The following is a 22,983-nucleotide window of genomic DNA, read 5'->3' as shown; positions in this document are numbered from 1 at the left end:
GCCGAGATGACCTCCACGACGGCCTCCCACGCGGCCGACCTGGTCGCCGCGCTGCTGTTCATCCTCAGCCTGGCGGGCCTCTCCCAGCACCGCACCTCCCGCGCCGGTGTCGTCTACGGCATCGCCGGGATGGCGCTCGCGCTCGTCGCCACCATCGTGGTCGCCGCACAGAGCATCACCGCCGGCGCGGTCGCGCTGATCGTCCTGGCCATGGCGCTCGGCGCCGTGATCGGCCTGTGGCGGGCGCGCCGCGTCGAGATGACGCAGATGCCCGAGCTGATCGCCGTCCTGCACAGCTTCGTCGGCCTCGCCGCCGTGCTGGTGGGCTGGAACAGCTACCTCGAGGTGGAGTCGCACGGCGCCGCGCAGACGCTGATCGGCTCCGACCTGCTGCGCATCCACCACGCCGAGGTGTTCATCGGCATCTTCATCGGCGCGGTCACCTTCACCGGCTCGATCGTCGCCTTCCTCAAGCTGTCGGCCCGGATCAACTCCCGGCCGCTGATGCTGCCGGGCAAGAACGCGCTCAACCTCGGCGCGCTCGGCGCCTTCGTGGCGCTGACGGTCTGGTTCACCGCCTCCCCGAACCTCGGCCTGATGATCGCCGTGACGGTGCTCGCGCTGCTGCTGGGCTGGCACCTGGTCGCCTCGATCGGCGGCGGCGACATGCCCGTCGTCGTGTCGATGCTGAACAGCTACTCGGGCTGGGCGGCGGCCGCGGCCGGCTTCCTGCTCAACAACAACCTGCTCATCGTCACCGGCGCGCTGGTCGGCTCCTCCGGCGCCTACCTGTCGTACATCATGTGCAAGGCGATGAACCGCTCCTTCATCTCCGTCATCGCGGGCGGCTTCGGCATCGAGGCCCCCTCCAGCAGCCAGGAGGAGGAGGGCGAACACCGCGAGGTGCGCGCCGCCGAGGCGGCCGAGCTGCTCGCCAACGCCGGCTCGGTGATCATCACCCCCGGCTACGGCATGGCCGTCGCCCAGGCGCAGCACCCCGTCGCGGAGTTGACGCGGCAGCTGCGCGAGCGCGGCGTCGAGGTGCGCTTCGGCGTCCACCCCGTCGCCGGGCGTCTGCCCGGGCACATGAACGTGCTGCTGGCCGAGGCGAAGGTGCCGTACGACATCGTCCTGGAGATGGACGAGATCAACGACGACTTCGCCGGCACCTCGGTGGTGCTGGTCATCGGCGCCAACGACACCGTCAACCCGGCCGCGGCCGAGGACCCGGGCAGCCCCATCGCCGGCATGCCGGTGCTGCGGGTCTGGGAGGCGGACCAGGTGATCGTCTTCAAGCGGTCGATGGCCTCGGGCTACGCGGGCGTGCAGAACCCGCTGTTCTTCCGGGAGAACAGCAGCATGCTCTTCGGTGACGCGAAGGCCAGCGTCGACGCGATCCTGCAGGCGCTCGCCTCGGACGGCCGCCAGGCGGCCGCACCGGCCCCGCGCCAGGCCGTCGCGGGCTAGTTCCTCCGTTCAGGACGGGTGTCCCGGCTGCGGCCGGGGCACCCGTTTTCGATTTTGACATTCCTTTACAACCCCGATCCGGGGTGCGTCGTCTCTCCTGCCGCTCTACACGTTCGCTCCAACCAGCTCGAACCAGCTCGAACCAGGGAGACGTACGACCATGCTCAGCAGCAGGAAAGCCCTCACCGCCGGTGCCGCGTCGGTGGCGCTCGGCGCCGCCGCCCTCGCCTTCGCGCCGGTGGCCGACGCGGCGCCGCAGGCGACCACCCCGATGTGCGCCACCTCCCAGCTGACCGGCACGCTCGGCGCCGGGGACGTCGGCGCCGGCCAGATCTACCGCGACGTGGTGCTCACCAACCACAGCTCCACCAGCTGCCACCTCACCGGCTACCCCGGGGTCTCGGTGCTCGACGCGCACGGCGCGACGATCGGCGCGGCCGCGACCCACGACCCCCGGTCCTACGCCCCGGTCGTGCTCGCGCCCGGCGGCACCGCGACCACCACGATCCACACCACCAACCGGATGACCAACGACCCGAAGGAGTGCCGGCCGGAGTCCACCTCACTGCGGGTCTACCCGCCGGGCAACCGCGCCTCGCTGGTCTTCCCGGCCAAGCTGACGATCTGCAACAACACCTTCACCGTCACCCCGCTGGTCGGCGCCTCCGGTCAGCCCAGCGCCTCCGCGTCGGCCTCCGCCGGCGGTCCCTCCGCCTCGCCGTCGGCGGCGCCGACCTCGCAGGTCAGCGCGGTCCCGAGCGGCGCGCCCGACACCGGCCAGGCGCCGGGCTCCTCCGGCGGCGACTCCACCGGCATGGTGGCCGCGGCTGCCGGGGCGGTCCTGGTCCTCGGCGGCGCGGGCGTCGCGCTGACCCGCGCCCGCCGCTCGCGGGCCCGGGGCTGATGCCCTCTCACGAGCCGGCGGGGCACCCGGCGAGCGCTGTTCCTGGCCGCGGTGCGGCCGGGAACAGCGCCGCCGGTGCACACGCCGGGCCGACGCCCGCCGCCCCGGCGCGGGCGGTCCCGGCGCGAGTGGTCCCGGAGCGGGCGCTCCCCGCGCAGGCCGAGCCGAAGCGAGCGGTCCCCCCGCGGGCGGTCCCCGCGCAGGCCGAGCCGAAGCGAGCGGTGCGCGCGCAGATGGTCCCTGTGCAGACCGCGCTGACGCCCGCCGCCCCCGCGCGGGTGGGGCTGGCGCGGGTCCGGCCGCCGGCACGGGCCGTCCCGGCGCGGTTCGGACTGGCTGCTGCCGCGCTCGTCGCGGGGCTGCTGGTGTCCGGGTGCGCCGGGCAGTCGGGCGGCTCGGCCGTGTCCGGGGCGACCGGCGGCGCAGCCGCGAGCGCGCCCGCGCAGGCCGGGACAGCCGCCGCACCGCTGGGCCGGTCGGTCCCGGTGGGCCTGACCATCCCCGCGATCGGCGTCAACGCCTCCGTCATGTCCGTCGGCCTCAACCCCGACGGCACCGTCGGCGTCCCGCCGATCGCCGCGAACGCGCCCGCCGCCTGGTACGACGGCACCCCCACCCCCGGGCAGACCGGCCCGTCGGTGATCCTCGGTCACGTCACCGTGGGCCGCTTCGGCGACGGCGTCTTCCTGCACCTCGCCCAACTGCACCCCGGCGACCGGATCGAGGTGCGGCGGCGCGACGGCTCGACGGCGGTCTTCACCGTCGACCGGGTGCAGACCGTCGACAAGTCCGCCTTCCCGACGCAGGCCGTCTACGGGAACGTCGACCGGCCCGCGCTGCGTCTCATCACGTGCGGCGGCCCGCACGAGAGCGGCGGCGGATACCCGGACAACGTCATCGTCTACGCCTCCCTCACCGGAGCCCGGTCCTGAACGTCGGACTGGAGCGCACGGGCCGGCCGCCGACACTCCGGCCCGAGACCACGAGGGGGGCGGTCACCGCGAACCGCAGGGATCGCACGCACGAACGCGAGGAGGACGCGGCGGAGCTGTTCCGCAGCCTCTACCCGCGACTGGCGGGCTGGTGCCGTCGTCTCGTCGACGACGACGGCACCGCCCACGAGATCGCCGCGGAGGCGTTCACCCGACTGTGGGCGCGCTGGACCAAGGTCGACGAGCCCACCGGATTCCTCTACGTCACCGCGGCCAACCTGGTCCGCGACCACTGGCGCAAGATGGAGCGCGAACGGCGGGCGCTACGCTTCGCCGGGCGGCGGGAGTCCGAACGGCAGACCGTCGACGGGGACGACCCGTCGGTGCGCCTGCTGGTCACCTCCCTCCCGGAGCGACTGCGCGACCCGGTCCTGCTGTACTACTTCGCGGACCTGCCGGTGCGCGAGGTCGCTGCCCGCCTCGGGCGCAGCGAAGGCACCGTCAAGTCCGACCTGCACACCGCCCGCGAACTGCTCCGCGCGACCCTGGGAGAATCCCATGACCGGATCGGCTGACCCCTTCGACCCCACCGGGGGTCCGGCGGGCGAGCCGGGCGATCCGTTCGAGGAGCTCCGGCACACGCCCGTCACACCGCTGCCGATCCCCGAGGGGGCGTTCGCGCAGGCGCGGCAGCGGGCGGCCCGACGCAGACGGCGGCGCGCCGCGTTCGGTGCGACGGCGGGCGTCGGCGCGCTGGCGGTGGCGGTCTACCTCACCGGGGCGTTCGTGCCGCGCGGGCCGAGCCAGGTGGTCACCCCACCGGCGAGCGCGGGCCACAGCTTCGGCACCCCGCGGCCGCTGCCGTCCACTGCGGCCCCGACCGCCGTACCTTCGGTCAGCGCGTTCCCCTCCGCGGCCGCGCCGAGCCCGTCCGCCACGGCGCCGAGCGCCAGCGCCAGTGCCAGCGCGTCACCCACGACGAGCGGCACCCCGCTGTGCACGGCCGCCCAGCTCACCCCGCGACTGGGCAGCGGGAACGCGGGCGCGGGCCAGATCTACACCTACCTGGTGGTCACCAACCACAGCAGCACCCCCTGCCACGTCGCCGGCTACCCGGGGCTCTCCCTCCTCGACGCCTCCGGCCACCAGATCGGCGTTCCCGCCACCTACGAGCACCAGTTCCCGTCCACCCCGGTCGTGCTCGCCCCGGGCGCGTCCGCGAGCGACACCATCCACACCGTGAACCGGCAGACGAACAACCCGTCCGAGTGCCTGCCGACGTCGACCTTGCTGCGCATCTACCCGCCGGGCAGCTTCACCTCGCTGACCTTCCCGGGCCGGATCACGGTCTGCCTGGGCACCTTCGAGCTCACCCCGTTCGGGCCCGGGACCACCGGCAACCCGGCGAACTGAGCTGCGCCCCGGTTGTCCGTGGCGGGTGGTAGCGTCCGTCGTATGACCCCGGAGGAGTTGGCCAACCTCGCGCTGCTGCGCCGGGCGCGGGATCTGATGGACCGGGAGTACGCCCGTCCGTTGGACGTGCCGACGATGGCGCAGCAGGCCCTGATGTCGCCCGCGCACTTCTCGCGGCAGTTCCGGGCCGCCTACGGAGAGACGCCCTACAGCTACCTCATGACCCGCCGGATCGAGCGGGCGATGACGCTGCTGCGGGGAGGGATGAGCGTGACGGACGCCTGCATGACGGTCGGCTGTACCTCGCTGGGGTCGTTCAGCTCCAAGTTCACCGAGATCGTCGGCGAGCCGCCGAGCGTCTACCGCGAGCGGGACCACAGCGCGGTGGCCCTGATGCCGGTCTGTGTGGCAATGGTGCGCACCCGGCCGACGAAGCCGCAGTGAACAAGGCGCAGCAGTGAGCAGGATTCGAGAAGCACCGGGTGCGGCCGCGCCCTAACGTGAACGACATGACCATCGCATTGCAGTACTGCCACATCACCGTCAACGACGTGGACGAGGCGATCGCCTTCTACCGCGACGCCCTCGGCCTGCAGCTCAAGAACGACGTCGCCGCGGGCGGATACCGCTGGGTCACCCTCGGCAGCTCCGACCAGCCGGGCCTGGAGATCGTGCTGTCCGAGCCGCACGCCGGCCGCTCGCAGGCCGACGGCGACGCGATGCAGGAGCTGCTCGTCAAGGGCGTTCTGCCGAACACCGTGTTCAGCACCGACGACGTCGACGCGACCTTCGAGAAGGTGCGCGCCGCAGGCGCCGAGGTGCTGCAGGAACCGATCGACCAGCCCTGGGGGCCGCGCGACTGCGCCTTCCGTGACCCCTCGGGCAACATGGTGCGGATCCAGGCCACCAAGGCCTGACCTGCGGCGGGCGCGGGGCTGTCGCGGTGCGCGTACGGCGCGACAGCCCCGCTCCAGGTGGGTAGCGTCGAGGTGGAGATCATCGGACCGCGCCGACCCGCCGGGAGGCAGTCGTGAACGAGCAGGCACCCCCGCCGCTGGAACCCCTCGACGAGGACTGGAGCTCCGCGCTCGCGGTCGTCGCACACCCCGACGACATGGAGTACGGCGCCGCCGCGGCCGTCGCCCGCTGGACCGCCCAGGGCAAGCGGGTCGTCTACGCCATGGTGACCAGCGGCGAGGCCGGCATCGACGGACTGGCCCCGGACCGCTGCGGGCCGCTGCGCGAGGCCGAGCAGATCGCCTCCGCGGCCGCGGTGGGCGTGGACACGGTGGAGTTCCTGCACCACCCCGACGGCGTCCTGGAGTACGGCCTGCCGCTGCGCCGCGACATCGCCCGGCTGGTCCGCCGCCACCGCCCGGACGTGGTGATCACCACCAACTTCCGGGACACCTACGGCGGGGTCTTCCCCAACCAGGCCGACCACATCGCGGCCGGCCGCGCCACGCTCGACGCGGTGCGCGACGCGGGGAACCGATGGGTCTTCCGCGAGCTGCTGGACGCGGAGGGTCTGGAGCCCTGGGACGGCGTGCGGATGCTGCTGGCCGCCGGCTCCCCCGAGGGCCGCCACGGCGTCGACGTCACCGACACGTTCGCGCTCGGCGTCGCGTCCCTGGCGGAGCACAAGGCGTACCTGGCCGGGCTGGGCGAGCACGGCATGGCCGACCCGGAGGAGTTCCTCGACGCGATGCTGCGCATGGCCGGCTCGCGCCTGGGCGTGCGCTACGCGTCCGCCTTCGAGGTCGTCCCCCTGCGGATGCCCGGATAGTCCAAGCGGTGGTCCAAGCGGCAGTCCAGGCGGCCTCAGCCGAGCGGGTGGTGGGCCAGGTTGTTGACGCCTGCCGCGTCGCCGCAGGCGCTGTGCAGGGTGCCCGTCCACTGGCCCACCACCGGTGCCGCGGCGAGCTGTTGGGCGCAGACGTCGGTCGGGGCCGGGCCGGACGGGGTGCCGGGCGGGGTGTCCGCCTGCGCCGATCCGGCGAGGCCGACGGCACCGGCCGTGGCGGCGAGAGCGAGCAGGGCGAGAGGCGCGATGGTCTTCATGCCCGGTGCAACGAGTCCGCCCCTGCGGGGACACCACCCCGCCTGCGGTGAAGCCCCGTCGACGTGATCCACTCGCTCGGCTAGCATGGCCCAAGTTCCGTGTGAGTACGGAGCGTTGACCTGGGACGACAAGCCGGGAGGGGCCGCGGCGATGGCCGAGGACGCGTGGGGTCCGAGCGGGTGGATGAGCACCGCGGTGCAGCAGGAGCCCGTCGAGCGGATCGAGCTGCACACCGACCGGCCGCAGTCGGCACGGATGTACGACTACCTCCTGGGCGGCAAGACCAACTTCGCCCCCGACCGTGAGATCGCCGCGAAGGCGCTGGAGGCGTTCCCGGGTCTGCGCGACGTGATCCGCGCCGGGCGCGCGTTCCTCGGCCGGGCGGCGGGATTCCTGGCGGAGCAGGGCGTCGACCAGTTCCTGGACATCGGCTCCGGCATCCCGACCAGCCCGAACCTGCACGAGATCGTGCAGGAGGTGAACCCGGCGGCGCGGATCGTCTACGTCGACAACGACCCGATCGTGCTCGCCCACACCCGGGCCCTGCTGAACAGCACGCCCGAGGGCCGCATCGACTTCCTCGCGGCGGACCTGCGGGCGCCCAAGGCCATCCTCGACCACCCGTGCCTGAGCGGTCCCGACCCGGCGCTGGACCTGACCCGGCCGGTCGGTCTGGTCCTGAGCGCCGTGGTCCACTTCGTCGCCGACGAGGACGACCCGTACGGCATCGTGCGCACCCTGCTGGACGCGCTGCCGTCCGGCAGTTGGCTGGTGCTCAGCCACGCCACCGCCGACGCGAGCCCGGACCAGGTCGACCGCGCCGGCTCGGCGTACCGGGGCGGCGGCGTCGGGATCCGTCCGCGCAGCCGGGAGGAGTTCGCCCGCTTCGCGGAGGGTCTGGAGCCCGTCGAGCCGGGCATCGTCCCGCCGGGTGAATGGCGCCCCCGACCGGGCGCGCCCGTCAGCGCGACCACCCGCGACGGCTACGTCCTGGTGGCCCGCAAGCCCTGACCGGAACCGGCGCGGGCTGCTGCCTCCGCGCACCGACACGCACCGACGCGCCGCCGGGTCCTGACGAGGACGGACCCGGCGGCGCGTCGGCGCTTCGGCGTGACCGGCTCAGGTCACGGGATGGCCCACTGCTGGTTGGCGGTGTCGGCGCAGTCCCAGATCTGGGCCTGGGTGCCCGAGCCGCCGTAGCCCGTGTCGTCCAGGCACCTGTTGGACTGGGGGTTGTAGAGCTCACCGTTGGACTGCGGGATCCACACCTGGGCTCCGGTGTTGTTGCAGTCGTAGAGGTCGACGGTGGTGCCGTTCGCCGTGCCGCCGCCGTTGATGTCCAGGCACTTGCCGAGCACGTGCAGGGTGGTGCCGGCCTGGACGAAGGTCCACTGCTGGGCGGGTGTGCCGTTGCAGGTGTAGACCTGGACCGGGTTGAGGTTCGCGGTGCTCGCGGCGCGGTCGTCCAGGCAGAGGCCCTGGTACCCGGTCACCTGACCGGTGGTGCCACCGCCGCCTCCGCCGCCGCCCCCGCTGCCCGTCGTGGTGTACGCCGCGACGTAGCCGACGCTCATCGTCGCGCCGGAAGTGGTGGCGGAGGTCGGCGTGGTGCAGCCGCAGACGCCGTTGGGGAAGCCGCCGCCCATGGCGAGGTCGAAGATGATCGACAGGTTGTGGTCGAAGGCCTGCTGCCAGGTGGAGGTGCCGACCTGGGCCTCGCTGACCTGGAAGTACTGGGTGCCGTCGAGGTAGAAGGTGATGCTCTCGGCGGCGGTGTTCGTCCGGTCGAGGATCATCGAGTAGGTGTGGTAGCCGGTCTGGCACCCGTTGCAGGCGGTCAGCCCGCTGCCGATGCCGTTGCCCTCGTTGCAGGGGCCGCCGGGGTAGGTGCCGCAGTGGATGGTGCCGGCCACCTGGGAGCGGGCGTTGACGTCCTCCATGATGTCGATCTCGCCGTTCTCGGGCCACTGGCCGGGGCCGAGCATCCAGAAGGCGGGCCAGTAGCCGAGGCCGGAGCCGGGGTTGGGCTGCTCGATCGACGCGGTGACCTCCAGCTTGCCGCCGGCCGGGGCGCCGACGTTGGCGCTGGTGGTCTGGATCCGGCCGGAGGTCCAGTTGCCGTTGCCGTCGTTCAGGGCGGTGATGTCGAGGTGACCGCTGCCGTCCAGGTGCACGTTGGCGGCGGAGTTGGTCATCGTCTCGATCTCGCCGGTGCCGAAGTTCGAGCCCGGGCCGGTGTCGTACATCCAGTTGGCGCCGTTGGGTGCGGAGCCGGACCCGCCGGAGAAGTCGTCGCTGAAGACGGTCTGCCACCCCGACGGCGGGCCGGGGACGGTGACGGCGTGGGCGCTGCCGACCGGCGCGGTCAGCAGCAGGGCGAAGACCGCGGCGGCCGTGGCGAGCGTGGCCAGGACGCGGCGGGCGAGGGGTGGACGGGAGCGGGCGGGGCGAGGCTGCATGCGGTTCCTCCGGGTGGGGGGCCGGGACGGGAGAGAGCGTTCTCCGAACAGCTTTGGCATGTTCCCGCCCGCCGATATACGGCGTCAAGACTTGTGCGCAGGCGAGCTTCTGGCAGCTGAGATGTCTTCAACTTCCGAACCCTGTGCGCAGGGTCTTCCTCCAGCCCCGCCCTTGTTGTAATTTCTGTCAATAAGAGCTCACCGGGAGGGATCGATGGCAACGCACACCATTGCGGATGAGGACGTCTCGAAGCGGCTGCTCGACTCGGCCGCGGCACTCTCCTACGACCCCGCTGTCGAGATCGACTGGGACGCCCCGCTGCCGGAGCACCACTACGGGCTCAACCCCGAGTGGAGCACCCTCTACGGCACCCGCCTGTGGGAGGAGATGACCGAGCAGCAGCGCGTGACGCTGACCCGCCACGAGGTCGGCTCGATCATGATGACGGGCATCTGGTTCGAGATGATCCTGCAGCAGATGGTGCTGCGCGATCAGTACCTCAAGAACCCGTCCAACGCCGAGTTCCAGTTCGCGCTCACCGAGATCGCCGACGAGTGCCGCCACTCGATCATGTTCGCGCGGGCCTGCGAGAAGATGGGCGTGCCGCAGTACAAGCCGCTGCGCGGCTGGGCCGAGGCCGGACGCGCCTTCAAGGCGCTGGCCCGCGCCGAGCTCGCCTACGGCGGCATCCTCGTCGCCGAGGAGGTCCTCGACGTGATGCAGCGCGACTGGATGCGCGGCGAGAACGTCCTCGACATCGTGCGCGGCACCTCGCGGATCCACGTCGTCGAGGAGTCGCGGCACATGAAGTTCGCCCGGCAGGAGATCCGCGAGCGGCTGCGCGGCGCCGGGACGGCTCGGCGCCGGGTCAACGGCTTCGGGGTCGCGGCGGCCGCGTTCGTCATCGTCTCCAGCATGGTCAACAAGGGCGTCTACGCCGCCGCCGGCCTCGACACCGACCGGGCGCTGGCGGAGGCCAAGGCCAACCAGCACCGCAAGTCCATGATGCGCACCAGCTCGCGCCACCTGATGGCGTTCCTGGCCGAGGCCGGCCTGCTGACCCGCCCGGCCGCCGGCATCTACCGGCAGCTGGACATGCTCTGACGGTCCGTCCGCAGCAGCTCGTAGGCCCTGGACAGGGCCCGGCCCCCACTCCCCCGCCCGCCGCACCGCGAGGACCCCACCACCCGCCATGGCCTACGCGATCACCCGGACCTGCTGCAACGACGCCTCCTGCGTGTCGGTCTGCCCGGTCAACTGCATCCATCCGACGCCCGGCGAGCCCGGCTTCGGCACGACCGACATGCTCTACATCGACCCCGCCGCCTGCATCGACTGCGGCGCGTGCGCGGACGCCTGCCCCGTCGACGCGATCTTCCCGGTCGACCGGCTGGCCGGACCCGACGCGCCCTACGCCGAACTGAACCGCCGCTGGTACGAGCAGAACCCGACCGACCACGCCTGGGGTGCGCCGGACTTCCCGCGGAGCCTGCCCGACGGCTTCGGCGAGCTGACCGTCGCCGTCGTCGGCACCGGCCCGTCCGCCGGCTACACCGCGCAGCTGCTGCTGCGCACCACCGGCGCGCGGGTGACGATGATCGACCGTCTGCCGGTCGCGGGGGGACTGCTGCGCCACGGCGTGGCGCCGGACCACCAGTCGACCAAGCGCATCGGCGAGTCCTTCGCCACGACCTACCACCACCCCGCGCTGCGCATGCACCTCGGCGTGGCCGTCGGCGAGGACGTCACCCACGAGGACCTGACCGCCCACCACCACGCCGTCGTCTACGCGGTGGGCGCGGCGGGCGACCGCCGGCTCGGCCTGCCCGGCGAGGACCTCCCCGGCAGCCTGCCCGCCACGACGCTCGTCGGCTGGTACAACGCCCACCCGGGCGTGCCCGCCGACGCGGTGGACCTGGGCGCGCACGCGGAGCGGGTCGTCGTGATCGGCAACGGCAACGTCGCCGTGGACATCGCCCGCATCCTGCTGTCCGACCCCGACGACCTCGCCCGCACCGACATCGCCGACCACGCACTCGCGGCGCTGCGCGACAGCCGGGTCCGCGAGGTCGTCCTGCTGGCCCGCCGCGGTCCGGAGCACGCGGCCTGGAGCGAGCCGGAGTTCCTGGCCCTCGCGCACCTCGCGGGCGCGGAGCTGGTGGTGGCCGACGAACCGGGCGTCCGCGAGGCGATCGCCGCGGCTGCCTCGCCGGGATCCACGGGCTCCTCCGGCTCTTCCGGTTCCTCCGGCTCCAAGGCGGCGCTGCTGGTCGGGTTGCCCGTCGAGGCGGTCGACTGGGCCGCGGCGCCGCCGCCCGGGGGGCGGCGGATCGTGCTGCGCTTCGGCGCGGTGCCCACCGAGCTGCTCGGTCACGCGCGGGTCGAGGGGCTGCGCGTGACCGGGCCGGAGGGTGCCGACGGCAACGCCGACGGGGAAGGCGGCGGGTCGGTGATCGCGACCGGCCTGGTGGTCCGCTCCATCGGCTACCGGGGCGTCCCCGTGCCGGGCCTGCCCTTCGACGAGACCTCGGGCACCATCCCGCATGACGGCGGCCGCGTCGTCGACCCCGCCACGGGCCTGCCCCTGTCGGCCACCTATGTGGTGGGCTGGGCCAAGCGCGGGCCCTCGGGCGGCATCGGCGCGAACCGCGACTGCGCGCAGGAGACCGTCGACGCGCTCCTGGACGACGCGGCGGCCTGGCAGCTGCCCACGCCCGCGCACCCGATCCAGGACTTCGCCCACCTGGTCCGCCGTCGACAGCCGGAGGCACTCGGCCTGCGCCAGTGGCGCGCCGTCGACCGCACGGAGCGCGCCCGCGGGGAGGAGACGGGCCGCCCACGGGTGAAGCTCGCGACGGTCCCCGAACTGCTGGCGTCCGCGCGACGCTTCCGGCGCTGAGGCCTGCCGTCGGGGTCGGCGTCCAGACGATGGTTCCGGCGTCGGGACAGGCCTTCCCCGCTGGCGTGCGGGAGACTGGCGGCATGCGTATCCGCCCACGCCGTGCCGCCCTCCCGCTCGCCGCCGCCGCGCTGCTCGCGGGCCTCGCCTCCTGCTCCTCGGGCGGCCCGGCCGAGCCTGCCGGGGTGACCGCGACCCTGAGCGCGCAGAGCAGCGCAGCAAGCGCGGGCGGCTCCGCCGTCGCCGCGGTACCACGGCCGCAGCATGTCGTGGTCGTGGTCGAGGAGAACCACCCCTACCAGGCCGTCATCGGCAGCAGCGACGCGCCGTACCTCAACTCCCTGGCCGCCGAGGGCGCGTCGTTCACCGCCTCGTACGCCGTGGCGCACCCGAGCGAACCCAACTATCTGGCCCTCTTCTCCGGATCGACGCAGGGCCTGACGGACGACTCCTGCCCGCACGCCTTCTCCGGCCCCACGCTCGGCTCGGAGCTGCTCGGCGCCGGGCTCGGCTTCGCCGGCTGGTCGGAGTCGATGCCGGGCACCGGCTTCACCGGCTGCACGGCCGGGGACTACGCGCGCAAGCACAACCCGTGGGTGAACTTCGCGGACATCCCCGCCGCCGACAACCGCACCTTCGCCGCGTTCCCGACCGACGCCGCCGGATACGCCGCGCTGCCGACGCTCTCCTTCGTCGTCCCGAACCTCCAGCACGACATGCACGACGGCACCGTCCGGCAGGGCGACGACTGGCTCCGCGCCCACCTGGCCGGGTACGCCACGTGGGCGCGCACGCACGACAGCCTCCTCGTCGTCACCTGGGACGAGGACGACAACGGCCCGGACAACCACATCCCGACGCTCTTCGTCGGCGCGAAGGTGAAGCCGGGCCACTACGGCGAACTGCTGGACCACTACCGCCTGCTGCGCACCCTGGAGGCCGCGTACCACCTCCCACCGGTCGGCGAGAGCGCCAAGCGCGCGCCGGTCACGGACGTGTGGACCCCGTGACCTACTGGATCTGACGGATCGACGCGCCGACCAGGACGCCGTTGCTGACGGTGTAGGTGCCCTCGAAGACCTTGACCGTGCCGTCGGTCTGCGTCGCGTAGAGGACGGCCTGGACCTGGGAGGCGCCGAAGTCGCTGACGGTGCCGAGGCCGATGGAGGCTGTGGTGGAGAAGCCGGCGACGTACTGGTCGTAGCTCTCGCCGGCGATGTTGGCGCCCCCCAGGGCCCAGGCGGCCGCGTAGTTGTGGTCGGTGATGTCCTGGTAGTACTGCGCGACCACGGCGCTGGCGTTGGTCATCGGGGTGGTCGGCGCGGGCGGGGCCGGGGGCGCGGGCGGAGCGGCCGGAGTCGGGGTGCTCGTCACCGTGACGGTGGGTCCGGGGGCCGGTCGGGTACTCGCCGGAGCGGTGCGGGTCGGCGTGGGAGCGGTGGAACCGGGGGCCGTGGTGGTCTGGTGCGTGACGGTCGCCGTGACCGTCCGCGTCGGAGCGTTCACCGACTGGGAGGTGGCGCCGGACGAACACGCCGCGACGGCGGCCAGGGTGCCCGCCGTCGCCACGGCGACGACCATGCCCTTCACCTCTCCAGGCTAGGCCGGACCGGCCGGACCCGCAGCGCGTCAGGCACGCGGGTGCGGAGCCGGCCGATCGTCGACGACCAGGTCTCGGTGGTCCCCCTCGGCCTGGTGACCGGGCGAGGGGTGTGCCGACCTCGAACGCTGAGGTCGCCTGTAACAAGATCGGCGGTCGGTGAGTCGTAGGAATGACGGGGCGCGGGCCCCGACAGGGAGTGACGATGATGAAGCCGACTCTCCGGGGCGCCGCCGCCACCGGAACCGCCGCACTGCTCGTCCTCGGGCTGGCCGGGACCTCCGCCGGGGTCGAGCGGGCAGCCGCGGGCGCGACGGCGTGGACGACCGCGAAGCTGCCCGGCGGCTACGCGACGTTGCTCGGTTCCGCCGCACCGGACGCGCACACGGTGTGGGTGGCGGGCGCCGCGATCACGGACCGTGGGCCACAGCGCCTGCCCGGCTTCGCGCCGGTGCTGTACGCCCACGACACCCGCACCGGTGGCGGCTGGACGATCGTGCCGACCGCGAAGGGCGTGCCGGTCCGGATGAACGCCGTGGCGGCCGTGTCGGATCGGGACGGCTGGCTGGTCGGCGACCAGGGCACCGGAGCGAAGGGCGTCGCGTCGGGCGGCGTCTACACCGAGCACTGGAACGGCCGCAGCTGGTCGGTCCAGCAGATGGCAGTACCGGCCCGCTCGCAGGGCGCGGGACTGCTCAGTGTCTCCGCCGTCGACCGGACCGACGCGTGGGCGGCGGGCTGGGTCCAGATCGCCGACCCGGCCACCGGCGGGAAGCCCGCAACCTCGCACGACGACGGTCTTCTCGCGCACTGGAACGGCACGGCCTGGCAGCGCGTGCCACTGCCCACGGTCGGCCCGGACTGGCTGCTGAACTCGGTCACCGCCGTCTCCGCCAAGGACGTCTGGGCCGTGGGCGTCACCGCCCAGGGCGACCGCGAGGTGCCGGTGGCCCTTCACTACGACGGCCACAGCTGGACGGTGCAGCGCGACGCGGCGTTCGGCGGTTTCAGCGGCGGCGCCGACGGCGGCCTGCTGAGCGTCACCGCCCACGACCGCGACGACGTCTGGGCGGTCGGCAGCTTCCGGGCGCCGGGCTCCCGGCACAACACCGCGCTGATCGAGCACTGGAACGGCCGTCGCTGGAACCGGGTCGCGGCCCCGGCGGCCGCAGGCACGCTGACCGGTGTCGCAGCGGCGCCGGGCGGCGTGGTCGCCGTGGGCGACTCCGACGACGCCGCGGGTGACGGCTACGCGCTGCGCGTCCGAAACGGCCGGGCAGCCTCGCTGGGCCTGCCCGGAAACACGGCGGCTACCCAGTACAGCCCCTGGGCGGTCGGCTACTACCAGGGAACGGTCACCGTCCTCGGCGTCGTCGACAAGCCCGCCCAGAGTCAGCCGATGCCCATGGTGCTCACCCGCCGAGGCTGATCCGACGCGCCCGGGGCGCTCGACCACCACATCCCGGAGCTGCACGAGCCTCCGAGCCCGCAGGGCGAGTCCTACGGGCGGGCGCCCAGGCGTGTCACACAGCGGGCGGCGGCGGCACAGCCGGACACCGCCGCATCGAGTGGCTCGGCGCCGCGCAAGCGCGCGGCGAGGAAGCCGCCGGCGAACGCGTCGCCCGCGCCGACGGTGTCGACGACGAGCGCGTCGGCGGCGGGGACGCGGCCCAGGGCCTCGCCGTCGGCGCACAGCACGACGCCCGCCGCGCCCAGTTTGACCGCGACCAGCGCGCCCGTGCGTCGCGACAGCGCGGCACCGGCCTGCGCCGCGTCCGCCCGGCCCGCGAGCAGGCGGGCCTCGTCAGCGTTGGGCAGCAACAGGTCGGCGCCCGCGGCCAGGTCGAGGAAGGCGTCCGTGCCGAGCTCGGCCAGCGGGCCCGTCGAGGCCGGGTCGACGCTGACGGGGACACCGCGCGGGCGGCAGGTGCGCAGGACGAGCGCGGCGAGGTCGCGGCCGGGCGCGGAGAAGAACAGGTAGCCGGAGAGGTGGACGCGCGCGACGCCGTCGAGCAAGCCCTCGTCCCAGTCGGCGGGGCCGAGTGCAGAGCTCGCGCCCCGGTCGTTGAGCATGGTTCGCTCGCCGGTCGCGTCGACCAGGCAGACGATGGCGGCCGTCGGGCGCTCTCGGTCCTCGCGCAGGACCGGACGGACCCCGGCACCGCGCAGCTCCGCCCGGTGCCGGTCGGCCGAGTCGGCGCCGACGCGGGCGAGCAGCGTCACCTCGGCTCCGGCGGCGGCCGCCCATGCAGCGACGTTGGCGGCCGCGCCGCCGGGACGCAGCACGATCCGGGCCGGGGTGTCGGTGGCGGGCGCGAGCGGTCGCCGGTGGACGGCGACGACGTCCGTCGCCAGGTCCCCGACGACCAGCAGGGCTCCGCTCATGCGCTCGTTCCGGCCGCGTACGCCGAGGCGATCCGTGCCGCGAGCGCCACGTTGCCGCGCACGGCGGCGAGGTTGGCGCGCAGCGAGGCGCCGTCGGTGTGCTCGACGAGGTGGGCGAGGAGGAACGGGGTGACGGCCTGACCGGTCACGCCCTCGCGGCGGGCGGCGGCGAGGGCGTCGGCGAGCACGCGGTCGTGCAGGGCCGGGTCGAGCTGCTGCTCCGGCGGCACCGGGTTGCCGACGATCAGCGCCGAGTGGTCGGTGCCCAGTACGTCCTGAGCGCGCATCAGGGCAGCGGCCTCGTCCGGGCTCTGCACGGTCCAGTCGACGGGCAGGCCGGAGCTGGTGAGGTAGAAGCCGGGGAAGCTCCCGGTGCGGTAACCCGCGACGGTGACGCTGAGGGTCTCCAGCCGCTGCAGCGTCGCGGGCACGTCGAGGATGGACTTGACGCCCGCGCAGACCACGGTGATCCGGGTGCGGGCGAGCAGCCCGAGGTCCGCCGACTCGTCCTGCTCGCTGACCCAGTCGCGGTGCACGCCGCCGAGGCCCCCGGTGGCGAAGACCCGGACGCCGGCACGGGCGGCGAGGTGAGCGGTGGCGGAGACGGTCGTCGCCCCGCTCGCACCGAGCGCGACGGCCGGGGCGAGGTCGCGCACGCCGAGCTTGCGCAGCCCGTCCTCCATGCCGAGCCGTTCGAGCTCCTCCTTGCCGAGGCCCACGCGTGCGACGCCGTCGAGCACCGCGACGGTCGCGGGCACGGCCCCACCGTCGCGGACGATCTCCTCCAGCTCGAAGGCGAGGCGGAGGTTGTCCGGCCGCGGCAGCCCGTGGCTGATGATCGTGGACTCCAGCGCGACGACGGGCCTTCCCTGCGCCAGCGCCTCGCGCACCGGGACGGACAACTGCGGCACGGTGTTCGACATGTGGGTGATCATCGCCCGGCGGCAGGGGCGCGAAACCGTCGACGGGCCCCGAGATCGCGTGCCGGGTCGGGGCGCAGAACGGCGGCGCACCATAGCAGGGGACCGCTTTCCGGCGCGGCCTTATCCGCGAAGCCGCGGTCGTGCCGCCCGTGGTCGTCCGCGACATGCCAGCTCAGGGCGTGACGGCGGGGGCGCGCGCCGCCACGCGCTCCACACGGAGGTGCCCGACGTGTACCGACCATAGGAATCGCGCTGGTCCAGCCTCGATAATGACCGCGTGGAACCGATCGAGACCCCGACCGGGCAGGCGGGCGAGGACCTGGGGGCGCTGTTGCGCTGCGTCCTGTCCGAGAATCCGGGGTTGACGCAGAAGCGGATCGCCGAACGGGCGGGCATACCCTACGCCACGCTGAACGCGTGGGTGACGGGCCGTCGGGGTGCCGGGGGCCGGATCGCCTCGGACGATCTGCGCGCGCTCGCCGACGCCCTGCCCGAGGCGTATCCCGCGGCCCGGGTGTTCGCGGCCGCCGGCCGGCGCACTCCGGCGGATCTCGACGCCGAGCGGGAGATACGACTGCTGGAGATCTACCGGGGCCTCGACGCCGACCAGCAGCGCGCGCTGGTGGAGATGGCGAGAGCCCTCGCCAAGCTGCCCCGGCCCAGGCGTGCCGGATAGCCCTGGTGGCGGGGCCCGCCGGAACGGTGCGGTGGCCGGAACGGACGGGATGGACCGGATGGGCGGGATGGACGGGGTCGGCGGGCGGGATGCACGGGCCGTCGCTGCCGTACCCCGTCCGGCGGGGCGCGCGGGATAGGTGTTCGCTTCCGGATGTCCCGGTTCGTCCTTCACGGGGCTCTCACAGGTCACTCCTGTGGGAGTAGCGTCTGTCCTCCGGTTCCGTCCCCCGGGGCGCGGCACCCGGCGCCACCGCGTCCCGCCCGCGCATCCTGCTCCGCGTGAGGGGCTCTTCCATGTGCATCCGGATTCGCGTGGCAGTAGCCGAGGCCCACGCCGTCGTCTGGGATCCGCTGGAGGTCTGCGTGCTGGTGCCCGGCGCGGGGGCGGTGCCGGCGAGCAGGGACCGCGTGCTTGAGGAGGTCGTCGCGGTCCTCCAGGATCTCGGCGCACGGCGCGTCTGGTCCGGGTTCCACTGCTTCTGCGGCGAACCGATCCTCCTGCCCGCCGAACTGACCGACCACCAGCAGGTCGGTTGAGCCGGAGAGGTCGCGTTCCATGGAGACGTGCAGCTCCTGGAGGCACTCGGCGAACCACTCCCGATCGCGGCTCGCCGAGACGGGCCGGAGCAGCTCCACCTCCTGCGCGAACCGGCGGGCGCGGACGCGGCACAGGTGCCAGGCGGAGCAGGCCCAGGCGAGCCAGCCGAGCCCGGAGAGGGCGGTGAGGACGACGAGCAGGCGCGCGAGCAGGTCGTTCACGACAGGTCCTGGGCGGGGTCGGTGGCGTCGGCCGGGTCCGTGGCGCCTGTGGAGCCCGCGGCAGGCAGCGCGGGCTCGGCGGGCGGCAGGGGCTCGGCGGGCTCGGCCGCCGCCTCGTCCGTCTTCTCCGCATGGTCCGCCTCGTTCGACGGTTGGCCGGGGACGACGAAGGACGGGCGCAGAGGCGGCTGCAACGGGGACTCGTTGACGTTCCAGACCTGGACCCGGACCCGGTCGACCACCGTCGCCAGCTCGCTGTAGACGACGGTGCGGGACTCACCGTCGCTGCGGCTGCGGGTGAGCCGCCCGCCTAGGGCGTGCTGGTAGGCCGCCAGCTGCGCGTCGTCGGGGTCGGGGTAGAGGTGCACCTGGAGCCACGGCGCCGACCAGTGGTCGGCGGTGAACAACTGCACGCTCTCGGGGCGCGGCACGCGCTGCAGCAGGTGGGCGAGGACACGGCAGGCGTGCAGGGCCTGGGCCGGGAACGGCTCGCCGGCGGGCGCCTCGACCGCGGCGAACGGATCCGTCAGGCAGGCGTCCGGGACGGCCTGCGGCGAGCGGGACAGCGGAAAGACGAGCGGGGGACTGTAGAGGGGTTGCGATGCGGGTTGGGCTGGGGCTTGGGCTGGGGGCTGGACTGTGGGTTGCGCTGCGGGTTGGGACATCTGACGGTCCTTAGATCGGTCCGCGAGGCCGGGCGAGCTCCCCGGCGGGCGTCAACCTACGCGTAGATGTAGATGCATTCCACGCTTTCACGGAATCGCCGGAGCGCGACCGAGCCGCACACGCCCCCCACCGGACCGCGCGCCCGTATGTCCTTTCCGCCAGATCTGTTGACGCCTCGTCGGATCGGCCGATATATCTACGGGCACATGTCAGGAAGGAAAGTTTCCTAACCATTCACCGTCCCGATCTCGGAGGCCCCACGTGCGCCCCACCGCTCCCCTGCGTGCCACCGCTGCCACCTCGCTCGCCCTCCTCGCCGCCCTCGCCCTGACCAGCGGCCCCGCCAGCGCTGCCGGTACCGCCGGTACCGCGACCGGATCCGCCACCGCGGCGACCGTCCCCAGCCACGTCTTCGCCCCCTACGTGGAGACGTACAACGGCGACGACCCGGCCACCGTCGCCGCCCAGTCGGGCGTCAAGTGGGTCTCGCTGGCGTTCCTGCAGACCGCCAAGGCGGGTTCCTGCACGCTCGACTGGAACGGCAGCACCTCGCAGCCCATCTCCTCCTCCGTCTACGGCTCGTCCTTCACCAAGCTCCGGGCCGCGGGCGGGGACGGGATCCCCTCACTCGGCGGCTACACCGCCGACACCACGAACACCGAGCTGGCCGACAGCTGTACGAGCGTCAGCTCCATCACCGGACAGCTCGAGAAGCTGATATCGACCTACGGCCTGTCCCGGGTCGACTTCGACGTCGAGCAGAACTCGCTGACCAACAGCGCGGGCATCGACCGCCGCAACAAGGCCATCACCCAGGTCGAGTCCTGGGCCGCGAGCACCGGCCGGCACGTGCAGTTCTCCTACACCCTGCCGACCAACACCGACGGCCTGGACTCGGGCGGCACCGCGGTGCTCAAGAACGCCGTCGCCAACCACACCCGCGTCGACGTGGTCAACATCATGACCTTCGACTACTACACGGGCAGCTCCCACGAGATGGCCACCGCCACCGAGACCGCCGCCCAGGGCCTGGTCAACCAGCTCGGCATGCTCTACCCGACCAAGACGTCCGCGCAGCGCTGGGCCATGGTCGGGGTCACCGAGATGCCCGGGATCGACGACTACGGCAAGCCGGAGACCCTCACCACGGCCGACGCCAGGACGGTCTACAGCTGGGCGCTCGGCAAGGGCATCGACGAGATCTCGATGTGGGCCTCCGAACGCGACAACGGCGGCTGCCCCGGAACGGCGGGCTCCGACTCCTGCTCCGGCATCAGCCAGTCGACCTGGTACTTCAGCCACACCTGGGAGCCCTACACCAACTGACCCGACACGGGCGGGAGAGGGGTCGGCGCCACGTCCGCCGACCGGGTGAAACCCGGCCCACCTGCATGTCCTCCGGGCAGGACCGCGCGTTGGCAGGGAAAGCCGACGCGGCCCCCAGCCGCGTCGGCCGAACCTGACCCATTCTCGGTTCCCGAAGGGACTACCTCACATGAGCAGCACCCAGCGCGGCCTTGCGGTGACGGCGGCGGCGGCCGGTCTTGTCGCGGCGGCCGCCGGTATGGCGACTGCGAGCAGCACCGCGACCGGCTCGGCCACCAACTCCCCGGGCTTCCTCTCCGGCAACCTGATCCAGGTTCCGGTCCACATCCCGGTGAACGTCTGCGGCAACACCGTCAACGTCATCGGTGCCCTGAACCCGGCCTTCGGCAACAGCTGCGAGAACGAGGGCTGATTCCGGCCTCCGTCCGTCACCACGGGCCGGGCCCGCGCGATCTTCCTCGCGCGGCCCCGGCCCGTGGGCCATGCCCATCCCTCAGGTCGCGGCCGGTGTGCCACGCACCGCGGCCATCCTCGTGATCGTCCGCAGCCGGTCGAAGTAAGCGGCGCAGGACGCCTCGCCGATCAATGGCACGACCTTGTCGAGATCCTCGACGCACGCCCGGAGCAGGGCGACGCCGAGGTCGTCGAGCACTCCTTCCAGCTCGCGTCCGACGAGTCCGGCCGCCTCCGCGTCCAGCAGGACCAGATCGACCCCGTCGACCTCCACACCCCGAAAGCTCGCGGGATACGGCGCCGCACGATGCTCCGCCCACAGCCGGGCCAGGTCGTGACCGTCTTCCGTCATCCCGTCAGGCGCCGGGAGCAGCGCTGAGACCGCATCGAAGACGGCTCCCACCAGCGCGACGGCCCGCACCGGGCCGTCGGCGGCACTCGTCGCACTGCCTCGCGCCAGCTCCGCCCACAGCCCCCGGACCCACTGGACCGCTGCCGCACCCCTTGGCGACCGCCCAGCGGTTTGCGCGTCAGCTCTCGCCGGGCGGCACGAGGGCCTGGCCGGCGAGGCAGCCGGCGTAGAGGGTGTAGCCGACGCCGATGAGGAAGGACTGGACGATGAGGACGGTGCCGACGGTCCCGTAGGAGACGGCGTTCATGACCAGCAGCGGTGCCAGCACGAAGCGGGAGAACAGCCGCAGGCCGCTGAGTGCGACCACCGTCGCCACCGCCCCCGGAAGGAGCCGGGACCACGGGATCCGGGAACCGAGCAGCAGCCACTGCAACCACCAGAACAGGGCCACCCCGCCCACCACCGTCGCGACGACGCGCAGCGCGGGTTGCAGCGCGGTGTGCTGGCCCGGGATGCCGCTCGAGGCGGCGAGCAGGATGTAGCCGATCAGGCCGGCCAGGCCGACGGTCTGGCGCCAGGTGGTGTGCCAGGGGCCGCGCGGCAGGCTCCAGATCCGTTCATACGCGGCCTGGACGGAGGCCATCAGGGAGATGCCGAACACCGCGAGCGCGGCAAGGCTGACGCCGGTCGTGGTGCTGAGCGTCTGCCCGCGCGCGACGAACAGGCTCTTGACGGCCTGCGCGCCCGCACCCGAGAGGCCCAGCGCGTCGGTGACCCACTGGGCGATCCCGTTGCCGCGGGTGCCCTCCGCGGCGGCGATGACGACGAGCAGCGGGATGAGGGTGACGAAGAACAGGGCGGCGAAGGCGAGCGAGCGCTGCATGATCTCCACATGGCGGCCGTGCTCCCACAGGCGCCGGGCGTAGTCCAGCCAGTAGGCGCGCGTGGTCCACTCCCGTTCGTGCCGACCTCCGCGATCCTGCCGACCGCCGTGGTCCTGCCCGCCGTGGCCCTGCTCGCCGTCTCCCTGCTCGCCGTCGCTGCGCACGACCCCCTGCTCACCTCCGCTCCCGTCCGCCTCCACCTTCGCCCTCCCCCGGCCGCCCCGCCAGGACTCGACCGCCGTGCGGGTGAGTCCGCAGCGGCTTCCCAGGGAAACCACAAGGTCGCTGCCTAGCGTGCGCGGGACGGGGGCCGAACGTGAACGGGAGAGGCCATGACGGTGCTGGAACACGAGAGCGTCCAGGGGATCGACGGCGGCGTGGACCTCGGGGACGGCTGGGCGCTCCGTCTCGGCCAGGGCTCGCGCGGCCGGGTGGCGCTGGAGGTGTACGCCGGGGAGACGCTGCTCGACGTCATGGTCGAGGGCGCGCTGACGGCGGAGCTCCTGCGCGGCGCGCGGCGCGCGGCGCCACCGGGCGGGGCGGTCCTCGCCTGGGGGCTGCTGCCGTCGGACGGTCCGACTCCCCTGGTGCGCTTCGGCCGTGGGACGGCGCAGCCGGTCCTGGCCCGGATCGTGGCGGGCCGCTTCTGGGTGGCGCTCGGCGACGCCTCCGCGGACCGGGTGGCCGCGGCGGCTCGGGCGGGCGCGCCGTGGCAGGAGCTGCGGGTCTCGCCGGTGCGGTAGCGGGCCCTGACCGGCCTGCCTCGGCACGCCGGAAAACCGTTCGACGGCAGGAGCCCGGCACTGGCACAGTGACGCCT

Annotated in this window: 26 protein-coding genes; 18 read left to right on the top strand and 8 right to left on the bottom strand. The window is 73.4% G+C overall.

What is annotated here, in order from left to right:
- Positions 1-6 precede the first annotated feature (6 nt).
- From pntB to BMY61_RS18690, 8 genes are all read left to right on the top strand, one after another.
- Complete coding sequence (gene pntB / locus BMY61_RS18725; RefSeq protein WP_042445293.1) at positions 7-1,467, top strand: Re/Si-specific NAD(P)(+) transhydrogenase subunit beta; 1,461 nt, start codon at positions 7-9, stop codon at positions 1,465-1,467.
- Positions 1,468-1,627: 160 nt separating this feature from the next.
- Entirely contained in the window at positions 1,628-2,371 is a 744-nt protein-coding gene (locus tag BMY61_RS48815) for a DUF4232 domain-containing protein (RefSeq protein ID WP_075003968.1), read from the top strand.
- Between the two features lie 233 nt (positions 2,372-2,604).
- Positions 2,605-3,303: a class F sortase gene (locus BMY61_RS18715; RefSeq protein ID WP_083555183.1), complete on the top strand. Its 699-nt coding sequence runs from the start codon at positions 2,605-2,607 to the stop codon at positions 3,301-3,303.
- Between the two features lie 116 nt (positions 3,304-3,419).
- On the top strand, positions 3,420-3,878 hold the full coding sequence (locus BMY61_RS18710; RefSeq protein WP_042457226.1) for an RNA polymerase sigma factor: 459 nt from the start codon (positions 3,420-3,422) through the stop codon (positions 3,876-3,878).
- Positions 3,862-4,716 (top strand): DUF4232 domain-containing protein, encoded by an 855-nt coding sequence (locus tag BMY61_RS18705; RefSeq protein WP_052439343.1) that lies wholly within the window; start codon positions 3,862-3,864, stop codon positions 4,714-4,716. Before BMY61_RS18710 ends, BMY61_RS18705 begins: the two co-directional genes overlap by 17 nt.
- Positions 4,717-4,758: 42 nt before the next feature.
- Positions 4,759-5,160: a helix-turn-helix transcriptional regulator gene (locus tag BMY61_RS18700; RefSeq protein WP_042457150.1), complete on the top strand. Its 402-nt coding sequence runs from the start codon at positions 4,759-4,761 to the stop codon at positions 5,158-5,160.
- Between the two features lie 65 nt (positions 5,161-5,225).
- On the top strand, positions 5,226-5,633 hold the full coding sequence (locus BMY61_RS18695; protein ID WP_042457219.1) for a VOC family protein: 408 nt from the start codon (positions 5,226-5,228) through the stop codon (positions 5,631-5,633).
- 113 nt (positions 5,634-5,746) lie between these two features.
- A complete protein-coding gene (locus tag BMY61_RS18690) occupies positions 5,747-6,502 on the top strand; it encodes a PIG-L deacetylase family protein (RefSeq protein ID WP_042457148.1) in 756 nt (251 codons plus the stop codon).
- Positions 6,503-6,537: 35 nt separating this feature from the next.
- Here BMY61_RS18690 and BMY61_RS18685 read toward each other — a convergent pair whose 3' ends face one another.
- Complete coding sequence (locus BMY61_RS18685) at positions 6,538-6,777, bottom strand: hypothetical protein (RefSeq protein ID WP_042457144.1); 240 nt, start codon at positions 6,775-6,777, stop codon at positions 6,538-6,540.
- A 115-nt stretch (positions 6,778-6,892) separates the two neighbouring features.
- Here BMY61_RS18685 and BMY61_RS18680 point away from each other — a divergent pair, with 115 nt between their 5' ends.
- On the top strand, positions 6,893-7,789 hold the full coding sequence (locus tag BMY61_RS18680; RefSeq protein ID WP_161791339.1) for an SAM-dependent methyltransferase: 897 nt from the start codon (positions 6,893-6,895) through the stop codon (positions 7,787-7,789).
- A gap of 113 nt (positions 7,790-7,902) precedes the next feature.
- On the opposite strand, the gene BMY61_RS18675 is transcribed toward BMY61_RS18680, so the two are convergent.
- Positions 7,903-9,237 (bottom strand): ricin-type beta-trefoil lectin domain protein, encoded by a 1,335-nt coding sequence (locus tag BMY61_RS18675; protein WP_042457138.1) that lies wholly within the window; start codon positions 9,235-9,237, stop codon positions 7,903-7,905.
- Between the two features lie 214 nt (positions 9,238-9,451).
- Between BMY61_RS18675 and BMY61_RS18670 the strand changes: the two genes are divergently transcribed.
- The 3 genes from BMY61_RS18670 to BMY61_RS18660 all read left to right on the top strand — a co-directional run bounded on the left by BMY61_RS18670 (position 9,452) and on the right by BMY61_RS18660 (position 13,147).
- On the top strand, positions 9,452-10,342 hold the full coding sequence (locus BMY61_RS18670) for an AurF N-oxygenase family protein (RefSeq protein ID WP_042457135.1): 891 nt from the start codon (positions 9,452-9,454) through the stop codon (positions 10,340-10,342).
- Positions 10,343-10,430: 88 nt separating this feature from the next.
- On the top strand, positions 10,431-12,137 hold the full coding sequence (locus BMY61_RS18665; RefSeq protein ID WP_042457132.1) for a 4Fe-4S binding protein: 1,707 nt from the start codon (positions 10,431-10,433) through the stop codon (positions 12,135-12,137).
- Between the two features lie 83 nt (positions 12,138-12,220).
- The gene (locus tag BMY61_RS18660) at positions 12,221-13,147 is read left to right on the top strand and encodes an alkaline phosphatase family protein (RefSeq protein ID WP_082015526.1); all 927 of its coding nucleotides are present in this window, start codon (positions 12,221-12,223) and stop codon (positions 13,145-13,147) included.
- Position 13,148: 1 nt separating this feature from the next.
- Here the strand turns inward: BMY61_RS18660 and BMY61_RS18655 are convergent, their stop codons facing one another.
- Positions 13,149-13,727, bottom strand: coding sequence for a hypothetical protein (locus tag BMY61_RS18655; protein WP_143094423.1), 579 nt, complete (start codon positions 13,725-13,727; stop codon positions 13,149-13,151).
- A 215-nt stretch (positions 13,728-13,942) separates the two neighbouring features.
- On the opposite strand from BMY61_RS18655, the gene BMY61_RS18650 reads away from it, so the two are divergent.
- Positions 13,943-15,166 (top strand): hypothetical protein, encoded by a 1,224-nt coding sequence (locus BMY61_RS18650; RefSeq protein ID WP_042457125.1) that lies wholly within the window; start codon positions 13,943-13,945, stop codon positions 15,164-15,166.
- Between the two features lie 71 nt (positions 15,167-15,237).
- Here BMY61_RS18650 and BMY61_RS18645 read toward each other — a convergent pair whose 3' ends face one another.
- Together BMY61_RS18645 and BMY61_RS18640 are read right to left on the bottom strand one after the other, a co-directional pair.
- Positions 15,238-16,122: a carbohydrate kinase family protein gene (locus BMY61_RS18645; RefSeq protein WP_042457122.1), complete on the bottom strand. Its 885-nt coding sequence runs from the start codon at positions 16,120-16,122 to the stop codon at positions 15,238-15,240.
- Positions 16,119-17,045 carry a pseudouridine-5'-phosphate glycosidase gene (locus BMY61_RS18640; RefSeq protein WP_042457209.1) on the bottom strand — a complete coding sequence of 309 codons (927 nt, stop codon included), beginning with the start codon at positions 17,043-17,045 and terminating at the stop codon, positions 16,119-16,121. Before BMY61_RS18640 ends, BMY61_RS18645 begins: the two co-directional genes overlap by 4 nt.
- Positions 17,046-17,322: 277 nt before the next feature.
- Between BMY61_RS18640 and BMY61_RS18635 the strand changes: the two genes are divergently transcribed.
- Positions 17,323-17,721, top strand: coding sequence for a helix-turn-helix domain-containing protein (locus BMY61_RS18635; RefSeq protein WP_052439339.1), 399 nt, complete (start codon positions 17,323-17,325; stop codon positions 17,719-17,721).
- A gap of 314 nt (positions 17,722-18,035) precedes the next feature.
- Positions 18,036-18,260, top strand: coding sequence for a hypothetical protein (locus BMY61_RS45045; protein WP_143094422.1), 225 nt, complete (start codon positions 18,036-18,038; stop codon positions 18,258-18,260).
- Positions 18,261-18,478: 218 nt separating this feature from the next.
- Here BMY61_RS45045 and BMY61_RS18625 read toward each other — a convergent pair whose 3' ends face one another.
- Positions 18,479-19,147 (bottom strand): hypothetical protein, encoded by a 669-nt coding sequence (locus BMY61_RS18625; protein WP_042457116.1) that lies wholly within the window; start codon positions 19,145-19,147, stop codon positions 18,479-18,481.
- 262 nt (positions 19,148-19,409) lie between these two features.
- On the opposite strand from BMY61_RS18625, the gene BMY61_RS18620 reads away from it, so the two are divergent.
- Positions 19,410-20,474 carry a chitinase gene (locus BMY61_RS18620; RefSeq protein ID WP_052439336.1) on the top strand — a complete coding sequence of 355 codons (1,065 nt, stop codon included), beginning with the start codon at positions 19,410-19,412 and terminating at the stop codon, positions 20,472-20,474.
- Between the two features lie 169 nt (positions 20,475-20,643).
- On the top strand, positions 20,644-20,886 hold the full coding sequence (locus tag BMY61_RS18615) for a chaplin (RefSeq protein WP_042457113.1): 243 nt from the start codon (positions 20,644-20,646) through the stop codon (positions 20,884-20,886).
- Positions 20,887-20,967: 81 nt separating this feature from the next.
- On the opposite strand, the gene BMY61_RS18610 is transcribed toward BMY61_RS18615, so the two are convergent.
- Together BMY61_RS18610 and BMY61_RS18605 are read right to left on the bottom strand one after the other, a co-directional pair.
- Positions 20,968-21,279, bottom strand: coding sequence for a hypothetical protein (locus tag BMY61_RS18610; protein ID WP_042457194.1), 312 nt, complete (start codon positions 21,277-21,279; stop codon positions 20,968-20,970).
- A 178-nt stretch (positions 21,280-21,457) separates the two neighbouring features.
- Positions 21,458-22,327, bottom strand: a complete 870-nt coding sequence (locus BMY61_RS18605; protein ID WP_236656598.1) for a YihY/virulence factor BrkB family protein — start codon at positions 22,325-22,327, stop codon at positions 21,458-21,460.
- Positions 22,328-22,495: 168 nt separating this feature from the next.
- Here BMY61_RS18605 and BMY61_RS18600 point away from each other — a divergent pair, with 168 nt between their 5' ends.
- Positions 22,496-22,906, top strand: coding sequence for a hypothetical protein (locus BMY61_RS18600; protein WP_042457110.1), 411 nt, complete (start codon positions 22,496-22,498; stop codon positions 22,904-22,906).
- Positions 22,907-22,983 lie beyond the last annotated feature (77 nt).

The organism is Streptacidiphilus jiangxiensis, from assembly GCF_900109465.1.
GTDB lineage: Bacteria > Actinomycetota > Actinomycetes > Streptomycetales > Streptomycetaceae > Streptacidiphilus > Streptacidiphilus jiangxiensis.
This window is presented reverse-complemented; position numbering and strand designations above follow the sequence as displayed.

What these genes read in the sequence shown, in the direction of transcription:
- BMY61_RS18715 (WP_083555183.1), top strand. Translation starts at nt 2,605, where the DNA reads ATGGTCCCTGTGCAGACCGCGCTGACGCCCGCCGCCCCCGCGCGGGTG.
- BMY61_RS18640 (WP_042457209.1), bottom strand. Translation starts at nt 17,045, where the DNA reads ATGTCGAACACCGTGCCGCAGTTGTCCGTCCCGGTGCGCGAGGCGCTG.
- BMY61_RS48815 (WP_075003968.1), top strand. Translation starts at nt 1,628, where the DNA reads ATGCTCAGCAGCAGGAAAGCCCTCACCGCCGGTGCCGCGTCGGTGGCG.
- BMY61_RS18675 (WP_042457138.1), bottom strand. Translation starts at nt 9,237, where the DNA reads ATGCAGCCTCGCCCCGCCCGCTCCCGTCCACCCCTCGCCCGCCGCGTC.
- BMY61_RS18705 (WP_052439343.1), top strand. Translation starts at nt 3,862, where the DNA reads ATGACCGGATCGGCTGACCCCTTCGACCCCACCGGGGGTCCGGCGGGC.
- BMY61_RS18600 (WP_042457110.1), top strand. Translation starts at nt 22,496, where the DNA reads ATGACGGTGCTGGAACACGAGAGCGTCCAGGGGATCGACGGCGGCGTG.
- BMY61_RS18610 (WP_042457194.1), bottom strand. Translation starts at nt 21,279, where the DNA reads ATGACGGAAGACGGTCACGACCTGGCCCGGCTGTGGGCGGAGCATCGT.
- pntB (WP_042445293.1), top strand. Translation starts at nt 7, where the DNA reads ATGACCTCCACGACGGCCTCCCACGCGGCCGACCTGGTCGCCGCGCTG.
- BMY61_RS18660 (WP_082015526.1), top strand. Translation starts at nt 12,221, where the DNA reads ATGCGTATCCGCCCACGCCGTGCCGCCCTCCCGCTCGCCGCCGCCGCG.
- BMY61_RS18645 (WP_042457122.1), bottom strand. Translation starts at nt 16,122, where the DNA reads ATGAGCGGAGCCCTGCTGGTCGTCGGGGACCTGGCGACGGACGTCGTC.
- BMY61_RS18685 (WP_042457144.1), bottom strand. Translation starts at nt 6,777, where the DNA reads ATGAAGACCATCGCGCCTCTCGCCCTGCTCGCTCTCGCCGCCACGGCC.
- BMY61_RS18625 (WP_042457116.1), bottom strand. Translation starts at nt 19,147, where the DNA reads ATGTCCCAACCCGCAGCGCAACCCACAGTCCAGCCCCCAGCCCAAGCC.
- BMY61_RS18665 (WP_042457132.1), top strand. Translation starts at nt 10,431, where the DNA reads ATGGCCTACGCGATCACCCGGACCTGCTGCAACGACGCCTCCTGCGTG.
- BMY61_RS18700 (WP_042457150.1), top strand. Translation starts at nt 4,759, where the DNA reads ATGACCCCGGAGGAGTTGGCCAACCTCGCGCTGCTGCGCCGGGCGCGG.
- BMY61_RS18650 (WP_042457125.1), top strand. Translation starts at nt 13,943, where the DNA reads ATGATGAAGCCGACTCTCCGGGGCGCCGCCGCCACCGGAACCGCCGCA.
- BMY61_RS18615 (WP_042457113.1), top strand. Translation starts at nt 20,644, where the DNA reads ATGAGCAGCACCCAGCGCGGCCTTGCGGTGACGGCGGCGGCGGCCGGT.
- BMY61_RS18670 (WP_042457135.1), top strand. Translation starts at nt 9,452, where the DNA reads ATGGCAACGCACACCATTGCGGATGAGGACGTCTCGAAGCGGCTGCTC.
- BMY61_RS18695 (WP_042457219.1), top strand. Translation starts at nt 5,226, where the DNA reads ATGACCATCGCATTGCAGTACTGCCACATCACCGTCAACGACGTGGAC.